The following is a 12,938-nucleotide window of genomic DNA, read 5'->3' as shown; positions in this document are numbered from 1 at the left end:
CTCAATATAGCCACGTCGATCACTCCGTTCCCCTGCCCGTTGCCGAGCAGGTCAGTGTTCTACGTGGGTCAATATTCGATGCAAATTACTGCCCTGGCCGGGTCAAGTTTCCGTGCAAATCAACAGCAACTATCGGCTTAAGCGTGCGCGCAATGCAAAAAGCATAACGCGCCCCCTTCTCGCCCAATTTTCCCGCCGTGGCCCGACTATCGAATTCCTAAGTAAAGCGCTCAACCGCGTGCGAATCGTCGCCGACCATTGGTTGGCCTTTGAGGAGGCTCGCTTGGGCGTCCTGGATAGATTAGGTTGCTGACGCAGATAGCGTTCAAGCAGCTAGGCGGCCGCTCCACGCAGCACCAACTTGCAATTTCGACCCGAATGGCCCGCGTTTACGGTCAATCTTTCAGGTCGGCTTTGCGATTGAAGCGAAGCGGGCAGGCGGTTATGCTTCGGCATGTGCCGAATTCAGGCCTTGGCCCTTGCAACGCAATTGATGCGTGGCGTCTTTTAGTTCCGCGCGCTGCAGCGTAGATTAAATTGGCTGGTTGACGGCTACCAAAGCAACTGATTTACGGTCTGGAGAGAGTTCGTGATTTACCAATGTACTTCATGCAGACGAAAATCATTCGAAATTAAGTGTCCGTGGTGTACGAATGCCCCGGTCCAAGCATCGGGTCAGTCAGCGAATGTGCCGCTGCAGGTCCCGCTCGACCCTTCCTTTTACCCGGAATTCCAGTATCAGACAAAGGGGTTTCTGAAAGATCTGCTCGGCAAGAAGAAAGAGCAGGCCCAGCTCAACGACCTCCTTCGTGCGGTACTCAGAAAATACTCCGAGCTCAAAAAACCTTACTTTGTCAACTTCTTTTACACAGTTCGAAACGTCGGCGTTGAGCCAAGTGATGCCGAGACGCCTGGCGCAAGAGAGAACGGGACATATTCTAACCGTGAGCTTTTTCGCGAAGTTTTGATTCGCAAGGGTTTTACAGAACTGGAAGAGCTCCCGCATCTGTTGGACAAACTCCTGCTGACGACTGGGTTCAATTCGGCATACCTTGGTTTCTCCACCGAGATATCGAGACACATCAAGGGCTCGCTGCGTGAAATTCTCCGGTCGTGGATTGCGGAAGCAGGGGTTAGCTACCGTGATGATCTCAGCCTGTTATTCTATTTTCTCTGGGACAACAACATCCGACATCCGGAAGTACAGTACGTGGATCAGGCGTCCTCGACATTCGGCACGCCGCTTTTACCTTGGCAGACCGTGGAAACTTGGCTTGAAGTGTGCGAACAGATCAACTTCGACATCCTCGTCGAGAGGTTGGCAACGAAACTGGAGTTCTTCGATCCCAACCAGTTCGTCACGATGTACCACGTAGACTCCATGAATGGGTACGAATTTGAGAAATTTCTCTCCAAGATCTTTCTGACAGCGGGCTACGATGTCGAGGGAACCAAATTGAGCGGCGATCAGGGTGCAGACCTGTTTGTAAGCAAGTTTGGCAAGAAGATGGTGATCCAGGCGAAAAATTACTCAGGAAACGTTGGTAATTCGGCAGTCCAAGAAGCCATCTCCGCGAAGAGTTTCTATGATTGCGATGATGCCATGGTCGTCACTAACTCGTATTTCACACGGTCAGCTATCGAACTCGCCAACGCTGCATCAGTACGCCTGACGGGCCGTCGTGAATTGCAGGCCTACCTTGACGACTATAACCAACGGATTATCGAGCAGTTCCGTCTGGGCGGTGACGGTACCGAGGAATCTAAGTCCCCGCTTTTCACAGGGACGTGACCGCGCTACTTCTTATGGAAAACCTCTCTCCTTTCGGGGACAACGTTTGTATTAACGGAACAGTTTGGGAGTATATTTGGTCAGAGCCTTGAATAAATAAATTTATAATCAAGCGATTAGCGGGAGATCGTGAGTCCTGCAGCCGAAAGCAAGGGGTTACGCAAACATTGCGTAACCCCTTTTTTCTTTTCCGGGCCGGCTCCTCCTCTCAGCCTGCGTTTGAATCTTCAAACGTCCTCTCGCACACCCACCGTCACTCCCGCGTACCATAACGGACACGCCCCGCGCGCCGCTCCACCATCCCGCCAGCCCCGCGCCCGCACCCTCCATCCTCTCGCCTCATGCCGACACGAATCCTCCTCGTAGACGACAACCGCGACGCCACCGAGGCCCTCGCGCTACTCCTCGAGCTCGAGGGCCACGACGTGCGGTATGCCTGCGACGGCGGCGAAGCACTGGGTGTGGTCGAATCGTTCGTGCCGCAGGTGGCGTTCATCGACTGGAACCTGCCGGACATGAGCGGCGGCGACGTCGTGGCGCGCCTGCGGCTGAATCCCGCGCTGTCCGGCACGCGCTTCATCTCGCTGTCGGGATCGTCGCTGCCCGACATCGGGCAAGGCGCCGCAGACGCCGGATTCGAACAAAACATCACCAAGCCGGCCACGCTCGAACAACTTCTCGCCTGCCTGTAGTTCCTGCCGCAACGCCCGCCACCGCCGCGCGGCAAGTTCGAAAGAATGACCCGCTGCGCGAGCGTATGCCTGTAAAGACACAAGGCATACGCTGCAGCTTCTCCGCTCCCCGGTCTCGTCGCCGCGGCACAAGAATTGCGGCGGTCCACTGAATTGACTTTCTTCCGCGCACATTCCTCCTACGATGGCGTCCGTCGCTCCGATTCCCGTCGACCCGCAGTGCCCAGGATGGCAGGGCGAGATGGCCCAGCGAATCGCCCAGTTCGACTGGAGCGGCACCTCGCTCGGTCCGCGCGAGGCGTGGTCCGCGAGCCTGCTCGCCGCTGTGCGGCTGGTGCTCGCGTCCCCCACGCCGCTTGTCATGTTGTGGGGCCGCGAGGGCACCATGCTTTACAACGACGCCTATGCCGTTTTTGCAGGCGGGCGCCACCCGTTTCTGCTGGGCAAACCGGTGGAGATCGGCTGGCCGGAGGTGGCGTCGTTCAATCGCAATGTGGTGGACAGTTGCCTCGCCGGGCGCACGCTTTCGTACCGGGACAAGGACCTGGTGCTGTATCGCGAAGGTCGCGCGGAAGACGTGTGGCTCGACCTCAGCTACAGTCCGCTCGCCGATGACGACGGCCGTCCCGCGGGCGTGCTCGCCATCGTCTTCGAGACCACGGCGAAGGTGCTGGCGCTGCGACAGCGCCAGCGTGCCGAAGAGGAACTGCTGAAGCTCACGCAGACGCTGGAGCAACGCGTGGCCGAGGAGGTATCGGCGCGCGTCGCGATGGAAGAGCGGCTGCGCCAGTCGCAGAAGCTCGAAGCCATCGGCAGTCTGACCGGCGGTGTTGCGCACGATTTCAACAACGTCCTGCAGGTCATCTCCGCAAATCTTCAGCTCATCGAAATAGCCACGCGAGGCAATGACGCGCTCAAGCGTCGGGTGTCGGCAGTGAGCAACGCGGTTGCGCGCGGCGCCAAGCTCGCGGCGCAACTTCTCGCGTTCGCGCGGCGGCAGCCGCTCGTGCCCACGGTGTTCGACCCTGTCCGCCTCGTCGAAGGCATGGCCGAGATGCTGCGTCGCACGCTGCCCGAAACGACGGAGCTTACGACGGCGGTTCCCGCTGACCGGTGGAACATCTGCGCGGATCGCAACCAGCTGGAAATCGCGCTGCTCAACCTCGTCATCAATTCGCGCGACGCGATTCACGGTCGCGGCAGCATTCGCATCGAGATCGGGTGCGTGCGTGCCGCGAGCGACGAACGCGCCTGCGTGGCCGGCGTGCCTGCCGGCGAGTACGTGCGTATCTCGGTCTCCGACACGGGCACAGGCATGCCCGAGCACGTGAAGTCGCGCGCCATCGAGCCGTTTTTCACGACCAAGGCCGAGGGGCAGGGAACCGGCCTGGGCTTGAGCATGGTGTTCGGCTTCGTCTCGCAGAGCGCGGGCTACGTCGACCTGCTGAGCGCCGAAGGCCGCGGCACCACGGTGGATCTGTACTTCCCGCGCAGCCTCGACCCCGCGAGTGACGCCGCTGCGCCCATCGGCAGATTGGCCACGCGCGGCGGGGAAACCATCCTCGTCGTGGAGGACGACGCCGACGTGCGGATCGCCGCGATCGAGATGCTCGCGCAGCTCGGCTACAAGGTGATCTCCGCGCAGGATGGCGATGCCGCGTTGGCGCAGCTTCAGGGCGGGCAGCGCGTCGATCTGCTGTTCACGGACGTGGTGATGCCCGGCACGGTGAGGAGCAGCGAACTCGCGCGCATTGCAGGCGGGCCGCCGCACAACGCGCGCATTCTGTTCGCCTCTGGCTATACGCGCGACGTGATCTTCCACGACGGCAAGCTCGACGAGGGCGTGGCGCTCATCGGCAAGCCGTACCGTCTGGAAGACCTGGCGCGGGCGGTGAGGGATGCGCTGGATGCGGCGCCGGGGACATCCGCGGAAGGCTCGGGCCAGTAACGCGCGCGCTGAGGCGTTCCGCACCAGCAGGACGCGCGGTGATCCGCATTTGGCTGGGGCCGGCTCCCCCCGTTCCACGCATCGCTTCCTGGCCGGCAAGCCCCGCCCCCCCGACGTGCTATACCGATGCTTTAAGATGACGCGCTCGCGGCCGCCTGGCACGCGCGCTTCTCGTCATCACTCGTCATCGAGTTCCCATCGCATCCGCCATGACCGATTTCCCCACCCTCAACTGGTCCGACGAACAAGGCACGCACGTCGCGCGCTGGCGCTCCGAAGCGGGCGTGCCCGCGCCGAAACGCGTCGTCATCGCCGACGACCGCATCACGGCCGACGCCGCGTGGCGCCTCGCCTGCGAGGGCACGGCGCTGCTGTGGCACGGCGATTTTCAGAACGCGCGTCAGTTGCTCCAGGCTATGGCGCGGCGCGTGGAGCGCAAGCCTCACAAGAAAGCGAAATCGCCTCCGCCGTCGCCGCGCGACGCGTTCAACCTGCACCGTCTCGCGCAGGCGCAGCGCGCACGCACGCTCGGCATGTTGCTGATTCCGCTCGCCGCGGATTACACGATCGCCCTGCGTCGCGCGCCCGACGTGAAGCAGGCATGCGAGGAGGTGTACGGCGAGGCAGGCCCTTCAGGAGATACAGGCTCCGTCGTTTCGCTGCGCGAGTTGCTCGGTCTGATCGGCGCGCACGAATGGCGCAAGAAGGGCGTGGAGATTCCCGCGCTGGGCGACCGGATTCATCCTTACTACGGGGTCTTTTCGCCGGTGCGCGGCGAGTACCTCGATCTCGTCGCGAGCGTGCCTCTGCCCTCGCAGGCGAAGGCATTCGACATCGGCACGGGCACCGGCGTGATTGCCGCGGTGCTCGCAAAGCGCGGCGTGAAGCACATCGTCGCGACCGATCAGGATCCGCGCGCGCTCGCATGTGCCCGCGAGAACCTGGCGCGGCTCGGTTACGCGTCGCAGGTGGACGTGGTGCAGGCGGACCTCTTTCCCGAAGGCCGCGCGCCGCTCGTCGTGTGCAACCCGCCGTGGGTGCCCGCGCGACCGTCGTCGCCCGTCGAGCACGCCGTGTTCGATCCCGAGAGCCGCATGCTGCTCGGTTTCCTCAACGGTCTGAAGGATCATCTGGAACCTGGCGGCGAGGGCTGGCTGATTCTCTCGGACTTCGCCGAGCACCTCGGCCTGCGCACGCGCGATGAACTGCTTGCGGCGATCGATGCCGCAGGCCTCGAAGTGGCCGGCCGCGAGAATATCCGCCCGCGGCATCCCAAAGCCGCCGATCCAACCGATCCGCTCTTCAAGGCGCGCGCCGCGGAAGTCACTTCGCTCTGGCGGCTCAAGGTGCGTTGAAGCAAGTTGCAGCACGCCGTGAGTGTGCATCAGCACACCGATACGCCGGCGCTGCGCACGCAACTGAAGACGCTGTTCCGTGACGGCACGCCGCCCGTCGAGGTGGTGCGAGCGGCGTGACTGGCGTGACTGGCGTGACTTCCGCTGGAGCGCGGCAAGGCAGCAACGCGACTACATGGCCGACCGCGCTTCGCCGTCCATCTGCTGGCGCCGGTCGTCGGCTGCGGAAAGCGGTTCGATCCGGCCCACGATGACGAGATAGCTGAACGCTCCCAGAAAACAGAAGCCGCCTGCCACGACGAGCGGAATGGTGAACGAGCCCTGGGTGAGCTGAACCATCGCGCCCGTGAAGGTCGTTATGACGATGCCAGCGAGATTCGACGCGAAGTTCTGGATGCCGCCAATCGACGCGACGTGCCGCGGCGTGGGCGCCACGTCCGCGGGCAGCGACCAGATGCTCGCGGCGGCGAACGCGAGGCTGCCATACGAAATGCCGAAGAACGCCAGCATGAGCCAGATGTTCGAGGTGAACGCGCAAAGCGTAATCACGGACGACATCAGCATGCCGCCCACCATGCACGTCTTGCGCGCCGCAGTGAGGCTCCAGCCGCGGCGGAACAGCGCGTCCGAAACGAGGCCGCCTATCCAGCCACCGGGAATCGACATCAGTGCCGGAATCATGCCGAGCGTGCCGAGCGACTTCAGCGAAAAACCGCGCGTGGCGACGAGATAGCTGGGAAACCACGTGATGAAGAAATAGATCACGAAGTTGAGGCAGAAGAAGCCGAGCATCATGCCCCACAGCGTGCGGTAGCGAAACAGCGAGCCCCAGCTCACGGAGGGTTCGTCGGGGCCGGCGCGGCGCTCGGCGGATTGCGGTGCGGGGACTTCGCCGTCGGCGCCAGTCATGTCGGCGTGTGCGGGCGCGCGGTAGATGGCGAACCAGCCCACCACCCACACGAAGCCCACAACGCCTGTGATAATGAACGAGGCCTTCCATCCGAGCGTGCTGATGATGAGCGCGACGAGCGGAATGGAAAGCGCCGAGCCCACGCGCGAGCCGCTGTCGAAGATGCTCGTGGCGAGCGCACGTTCGGCGGGACGAAACCACTGCGCGACGAGCTTTGCGCACGACGGGTACGCGCCTGCCTCGCCCACGCCGAGCATCAACCGGCAACCGAACATCGACGCCACGCTGGTTGCGCCCGCGGTGGCCGCCGTGAAGAGCGACCACCAGCCCACCGCGAGCGGCAGCGCGATGCGCGCGCCCACGCGGTCGACGAACCAGCCGAACGGCATTTGCATGAACGCATAGGTCCAGAAGAAGCCGCTCAGGATGAGCCCCATTTCGGCGGGCCCAATGCCGAGCGCGTGCTGGATCTGCGGCGCCGCGACGGCGAGGTTGGCGCGATCGACGTAGTTCACCGCGATCGCAAGAAAGCACAACAGGACGACGACCCAGCGCATTTTCCTCATGTCTCTTGTCTCCTCCTCGAACGGCATCATGGCGATGCATGGCGGCCCGCTGCGATGCCGGACAGCGGACCACGCTGGTGCGCCGGATTCGCGCCCGGCGCCGGTGTCTTGTTCTGAAAGCGTGCGGATGACTACAGCATGGGACGTGCCGCGCGAGAACGGAAAACTCGCGCGACGCGCATGGCGGACGGTTCGGGTGAATCGGCTTCTTGTATCGCCCGACAGTGACGCTAAACGATGCGTTGGGCGGAGCCTTCGACGAGCGCGTCTGCTGCGCCAAAGCCTGCTTGCGGCGTGGCGCTGGCTGTGTGCGTGCTGCGCCGCGCCACGCGACAGGCGGCCATCGCGGTCATTGATAGTAGGAATGGGAGGGGGAGGCGGTCAAGGCATTTTCCGGCGCGCGCTGTGTGGCACTCGCCTTGGCGCCTGCCGCGGGGCTCGCTGTTGCCGGTGCCGAAATCGTGCTGCGCGCGGCCATGCAGTAGACCATGCGCGCAACGCGTGCGTGCTGGTGCCGCTGAGTCTGTCCAGCCAGGTTCGGCCTTCGTCAGCCCGCGCCAGCCTGCATCAACCCGGATAAGCCTCGTCGACCTTCAGCCCGGCGAGCTTGAAGATCACGCGCAGCGTTTGGGGCTTGATGTCGCGGCGCGCGGCAAGCGAGGTCATCACGAAGTCGAGCACCTTCGCGTATTTCAGCAGGATCAGGCAGGTTTCCAGGTTGGCTTCGCCGTCGCGCATGTGTTCCGCGAGCTGCAGCATCTCCACCGAAATGTCGCGAGCCATTTCGAGTTCGATCTGCTGCTTCTCCGTCCACTCAGGCGTGGCCGTGAGCTTTGCGAGCAGTTCCTGAAACTTCTGCTCGGCCTTTCCGTCGGGTAGTGCGTCCATTGCCGCCTCATTTCATGCCGCGTGCGCTTCTGGGCGTGTTCGACGCTGTCCGGCGCACTGCAGGTTACGTAACATGAGCGCCCATGTTCCGGCGCGTCCTCCCCACATGCCTGCCGGCTTGTTGCGCCAGCGGGCGAGTCTGGTCCCTCTGATGTCTTGTTTATGCGGGTTCTACGCACGGCACACCGGTGCGGCGTTCACTGCCGGCCGTCCGGCGACCGGGTCTTGCACGAAGCGTTCCAGGCGCACTGGGGCAAGATGGTGCCGCGCCGCCGGTTCCGTCCGGCTTTTTCCGTAAAATGACAGGTACTTTCCGTTCCTTCTGTCCTCTGTCGCACGTTTCCTGGCCCTTCGCCACGCGTTGCTACGGCCGCCTTGCCTCACGATCCGCTTACGATGTCCACTGCCGCCAAGACCTACGAAGTCCGCCCCAATCAGTCTGTCGAACTCCTGAAGGAACTCCATATCCTCACGCGCGACGGCAAGATGAACCAGGACAGCCGGCGCAAGCTCAAGCAGGTGTACCACCTGTTCCAGTTCATCGAGCCCCTGCTCAAAGAACTGAAGAACGAGAAAGCGAACATCACGCTCGTCGATCACGGCGCCGGCAAGTCATACCTTGGTTTTATTCTCTATGACCTGTTTTTCAAGGAGCAGTGCGATAGCTCGCATATCTTCGGCATCGAGACGCGCGAAGAACTGGTCGCGAAGTCGCGCGAGCTTGCCGCGCGGCTGGGTTTTGGCGGGATGTCGTTTCTGAATCTCTCGGTGGCGGAGTCCATCGCGTCGAGCGAACTGCCGGAAACGGTCGATATCGTCACGGCACTGCACGCCTGCGATACCGCGACGGACGACGCTATCCGCTTCGCGCTGAAGAAGCACGCGCAGTACATCGTGGTGGTGCCGTGCTGCCAGGCCGAGGTGGCGGGCGTGTTGCGGCGTAACAAGGGCAAGTCGCTCGCGAACGCGCTGACGGAAATCTGGCGGCATCCGCTGCATACGCGCGAATTCGGCAGCCAGATCACGAACGTGCTGCGCTGCCTGCAACTCGAGGCGCACGGCTACCAGGTGAGCGTCACCGAACTGGTGGGCTGGGAGCATTCGATGAAGAACGAACTCATCATTGCCCAGTACAAGAATTTGCCGCGCCGCAAGCCTGCGGAGCGTCTCAACGAGATTCTGGATACGCTCGGCATCGCTGAACTGCGCGAGCGGTTTTTCGTGGAGGCCTGACGGGCGGCGCAGTGCGGCCGGGACGAGCGAACGTGCCGCAAAGGGCGAGTCAGTCTTTCTCGCTCATCCATTTACGCCAGCCTTCGAGTCCCATCTCGCGCAACGTAGCCTCGTTGCGCTCGTAGATCTGGGCGGCGTCGGGAAAGGCCTCCACGGCGCGGTCGATGCTCGCCTCGCGCAGCAGATGCAAGATCGGATACGGCGCACGATTCGTGTAGTTCTCGATGTCGTCGGCTTGCGTTCCTTCGAACTGGAACTGCGGATGGAAGCTCGCGATTTGCAGCGTGCCTTCCAGTCGCAGTTGCCGGAGCAGCCGGTCGGCGAAGTGCGTGCAGTCGTTGAAATCGGCGAAGTGGGCGAACGCGTTGGGGAGAATCAGCAGCGTCGTGTCGATATCCGCCGGGTCCGCATCGGCCAGCGTTTTCAGCTCCGTTTCGAGATCGGCGAGCACGCTTTCCAGGTCCGTCGCTTCGCTGATCGTGTAGCGAATCTGGTTCTTCACGTGCACGCTCTTCGCGAACGGACACAGGTTCAGGCCGATCACGGCGCGCGTGAGCCAGTGGCGCGTGTCGCTCAGGATCGTTTCGCGGGAGGCGGAGGAAAGCGGCATGGTGGTGGGGCGGCGGGGCGAATGAAAGCCGTCATTCTAGATGCGGTTACGGCGCGCTTTGGGTGGGTGCCTGCGGGCAGGCCGCTGCGATCAACTGCGCGGCTACTTTCGGCGCGGCGAGTATCGGACCGCACCCCGGCCCGTAGGTCTGACTGGCCGCGTAAATGCCTTCGATCAAGAGCGCGAGCGCGTTGGCGAGCGCGGCTGCGTCGTTCGCGCCGGCCTCGGCGGCCAGCTCGGTGAGCCGCGCCATCAGCTTCGTCTTGTTGTCCGTCACGCATCGCCGCGCAGGGTGGTTCGTGTCGGGAAACTCGGCGGAGACGTTCACGAACGGGCACCCGCGATAGTCCTTCACGGACGCCCGTTCCGCGAGGTCCTCGAAATACTGGAGCAGTTGCTTCGCGGCGTTGCCGGGGTGCTTCTCGATGCTGCGCTCGAAGCGCTGGAAGAAGCGTTCGTCGGAGCGTTTCAGGTACGCGACGACAAGATCGTCCTTCGACGAAAACTGCCTGTAGAGGCTCATCTTGTTCACGCCCGCGCGTTCCACCACGGCTTCCACGCCGACGGCCCGCACGCCTTCGCGGTAGAACAGATCGGCCGCGGCGGAAAGCAGATGCTCCTGCGCCTGCGATGCGGCGGTGGGCGGGCGGCGCGTGCCGGTTCCAGATGACGATTCGTGTTGCGACATGTCCATGCTGCCTGTAGTGACGTCGGGGCGATGCCTTGACATGTTACCGAGCGGTAACTAAGATCGCAACAATCTTGTTACTGACCGGTAACAAGCATCGGATGGCGGGTGGAGTGCGGCGCCGAAAGCGCGCCTAACAAGAACACAAAGGAGCGCGGATGAACTGGGCAGCAAGGATGGTAGGCGGACGCTTTCACTACGGTTGGCTGGCGGTGGCGGTGGTGTTTCTGGTGCTGCTCGCGGCGGCCGGAACGCGCGCCACGCCCAGCGTGATGATGGTTCCGCTCGAGCACCAGTTCGGCTGGAGCCGCGCGACGATTTCGCTCGCCATATCGGTGAACATCGCGCTTTATGGCCTGATGGGGCCGTTCGCAGCCGCCGCCATGCAGCGCTTCGGCGTGCGTCCCACCATCCTCACGGCGGTGGGCACGATGGGCGCGGGCGTGGCGCTCTCTTCGATGATGACCCACCCGTGGCAGATGATTCTCGTCTGGGGCGTGATGGTGGGCGGAGCAACGGGCGTGGCGGCGCTCACGCTCTCGGCGACGGTGGTGAACCGCTGGTTCAGCACGCATCGCGGCCTCGCGATGGGCATTCTCACCGCGAGTTCCGCCACGGGGCAGCTCGTGTTCCTGCCGCTGCTCGCGGCCGTCGCCGAGAAGCACGGCTGGCAGGCGGTCGTGTTCGTTGTGGCCGCCGCCGCTGCGGTGGTGTTGCCGCTTGTGGCATTCCTGCTGCCAGAGCGTCCTGCGGACCTCAAGCTGCGCCCGTTCGGCGAAGCGCACGACGCGCCGCCGGTGCCCATGGCCGCCGCCCAGAATCCGCTCAAAGTCGCCTTCGGCACGCTCGCGATGGCGAGCCGCACGCGCGACTTCTGGCTACTGTTCTTCAGCTTTTTCATCTGCGGCGCGAGCACGAACGGCTATGTCGGTACCCATTTGATCGCGATGTGCGGCGACTACGGCATGACCGAAGTGCAGGGCGCGTCGCTGCTCGCTACCATGGGCATCTTCGACCTGTTCGGCACGACGCTCTCGGGCTGGCTCTCAGATCGCTTCAACAGCCGCGTGCTGCTCTTCTGGTACTACGGGCTGCGCGGCCTTTCGCTGATCTACCTGCCGCATGCTTTCGGTATCGACTTCTTCGGGCTGCCCATCTTCGCTGTCTTCTACGGGCTCGACTGGATCGCCACCGTGCCGCCCACCGTGCGACTCGCCACCGACGTCTACGGCAAAGAGGCTGCGCCGGTCGTGTTCGGCTGGGTGGTGGCGGGCCACCAGCTGGGCGCGGCGTTCGCGGCGCTGGGCGCCGGCATGCTGCGCGCAAGCCTCGGCACCTACACGGTGGCGTCGATGATTTCAGGCGGGTTGTGTCTCATTGCATCTGTCATCGTGCTGCGGATCAATCGCGGCGAGCAGCGGGCGGTCGCTGCGGCGGTATAGGCCGCAAGGCGCTGCGCGTCTATTCCCTCTGAGGTGCTGAGCATCGGAACAGATTGCACAGCACCTGTCGTGTCTCCCGGTTATGCTATGGCCCTTTGACGGCCGGCGTCTGCCAGGCGCCGGTCGTCGGCCGTTCATATTTCCGCGGTCGGCATCTTCGGGCCGCGGGGCATCAGGATCATCACGACCCACTGCACCGAGAGACGCCATGAGCCACAAACCCGCTCCTACCGAAGTGCCCATCCACGAACTGCTCGCCGGCCGCTGGAGCCCGCGGGCCTACACCGCCGAGCCGCTTTCCCGCGACGCACTGCGCGCCGTGCTCGAAGCCGCGCGCTGGGCGCCGTCGGCATACAACGCGCAGCCGTGGCGCTTTATCGTCTTCGACCGCTTCGCCGACGAGGCGGCTTTCAAGCGCGCTTTCGGCACGCTCGTGCCGTTCAATCAACAGTGGAACGCGTCGGCACCCGTGCTGATCGCCGTCACGGCGCACACGCGCAATGCCAAGGGCGACGTGAACCGCACGGCGCTTTACGACGCAGGCGCGGCGGCGATGTCGCTCGTGCTCCAGGCGCACGCGCTCGGTCTCGCCGCGCATCAGATGAGCGGCGTCGACGTGCCGGCGTTCCGCAAGGAATTCGCGATTCCGGAAGACGTCGAGGTGATCGCCGTTATCTCGCTCGCCCACCATGGCGACGCGCAGAAGCTGGAGCCGGTGTTGCGTGACCGCGAAAAGGCGGAACGTGCACGCTTGCCGGTGGGTGAGATTGCCTACGGCGGGGCGTGGAATAAAGCGTTCTGAGGAGTTGAGGGG

The 12,938-nt window shown here is 63.5% G+C and carries 11 protein-coding genes and 1 pseudogene; 8 read left to right on the top strand and 4 right to left on the bottom strand.

What is annotated here, in order from left to right; translation table 11 throughout:
• Positions 1-688 precede the first annotated feature (688 nt).
• From PKKP23_RS30655 to PKKP23_RS35095, 5 genes and pseudogenes are all read left to right on the top strand, one after another.
• The gene (locus tag PKKP23_RS30655; RefSeq protein ID WP_240659208.1) at positions 689-1,792 is read left to right on the top strand and encodes a restriction endonuclease; all 1,104 of its coding nucleotides are present in this window, start codon (positions 689-691) and stop codon (positions 1,790-1,792) included.
• Positions 1,793-2,133: 341 nt separating this feature from the next.
• Entirely contained in the window at positions 2,134-2,484 is a 351-nt protein-coding gene (locus tag PKKP23_RS30650) for a response regulator (RefSeq protein WP_017776155.1), read from the top strand.
• 241 nt (positions 2,485-2,725) lie between these two features.
• On the top strand, positions 2,726-4,432 hold the full coding sequence (locus PKKP23_RS30645; RefSeq protein WP_126879656.1) for an ATP-binding protein: 1,707 nt from the start codon (positions 2,726-2,728) through the stop codon (positions 4,430-4,432).
• Positions 4,433-4,641: 209 nt separating this feature from the next.
• Positions 4,642-5,787, top strand: coding sequence for a methyltransferase (locus tag PKKP23_RS30640; protein ID WP_126879655.1), 1,146 nt, complete (start codon positions 4,642-4,644; stop codon positions 5,785-5,787).
• A gap of 6 nt (positions 5,788-5,793) precedes the next feature.
• Positions 5,794-5,907: pseudogene (locus PKKP23_RS35095) on the top strand (DUF1059 domain-containing protein); the annotation flags it as partial.
• Positions 5,908-5,958: 51 nt separating this feature from the next.
• On the opposite strand, the gene PKKP23_RS30635 reads toward PKKP23_RS35095, so the two are convergent.
• The gene (locus tag PKKP23_RS30635) at positions 5,959-7,263 is read right to left on the bottom strand and encodes an MFS transporter (RefSeq protein ID WP_126879654.1); all 1,305 of its coding nucleotides are present in this window, start codon (positions 7,261-7,263) and stop codon (positions 5,959-5,961) included.
• 567 nt (positions 7,264-7,830) lie between these two features.
• A complete protein-coding gene (locus tag PKKP23_RS30630) occupies positions 7,831-8,151 on the bottom strand; it encodes a hypothetical protein (protein ID WP_017776150.1) in 321 nt (106 codons plus the stop codon).
• A 396-nt stretch (positions 8,152-8,547) separates the two neighbouring features.
• On the opposite strand from PKKP23_RS30630, the gene PKKP23_RS30625 reads away from it, so the two are divergent.
• The gene (locus tag PKKP23_RS30625; protein WP_126879653.1) at positions 8,548-9,384 is read left to right on the top strand and encodes a class I SAM-dependent methyltransferase; all 837 of its coding nucleotides are present in this window, start codon (positions 8,548-8,550) and stop codon (positions 9,382-9,384) included.
• A gap of 49 nt (positions 9,385-9,433) precedes the next feature.
• On the opposite strand, the gene PKKP23_RS30620 is transcribed toward PKKP23_RS30625, so the two are convergent.
• Both PKKP23_RS30620 and PKKP23_RS30615 read right to left on the bottom strand, forming a co-directional pair.
• Positions 9,434-9,994 carry a DUF1415 domain-containing protein gene (locus PKKP23_RS30620; RefSeq protein WP_017776148.1) on the bottom strand — a complete coding sequence of 187 codons (561 nt, stop codon included), beginning with the start codon at positions 9,992-9,994 and terminating at the stop codon, positions 9,434-9,436.
• Positions 9,995-10,040: 46 nt separating this feature from the next.
• The gene (locus PKKP23_RS30615; protein WP_126879652.1) at positions 10,041-10,688 is read right to left on the bottom strand and encodes a TetR/AcrR family transcriptional regulator; all 648 of its coding nucleotides are present in this window, start codon (positions 10,686-10,688) and stop codon (positions 10,041-10,043) included.
• A 152-nt stretch (positions 10,689-10,840) separates the two neighbouring features.
• Here PKKP23_RS30615 and PKKP23_RS30610 point away from each other — a divergent pair, with 152 nt between their 5' ends.
• Together PKKP23_RS30610 and PKKP23_RS30605 are read left to right on the top strand one after the other, a co-directional pair.
• Complete coding sequence (locus PKKP23_RS30610; RefSeq protein ID WP_126879651.1) at positions 10,841-12,124, top strand: MFS transporter; 1,284 nt, start codon at positions 10,841-10,843, stop codon at positions 12,122-12,124.
• A gap of 208 nt (positions 12,125-12,332) precedes the next feature.
• Positions 12,333-12,926, top strand: coding sequence for a nitroreductase family protein (locus tag PKKP23_RS30605; RefSeq protein WP_017776145.1), 594 nt, complete (start codon positions 12,333-12,335; stop codon positions 12,924-12,926).
• Positions 12,927-12,938 lie beyond the last annotated feature (12 nt).

Source organism: Paraburkholderia kururiensis JCM 10599 = LMG 19447 (genome assembly GCF_003986935.1).
Classification (GTDB): Bacteria; Pseudomonadota; Gammaproteobacteria; order Burkholderiales; family Burkholderiaceae; genus Paraburkholderia; species Paraburkholderia kururiensis.
The sequence above is the reverse complement of the archived record's forward strand: the minus strand, read 5'-3'. Positions and strand labels throughout refer to the sequence as shown.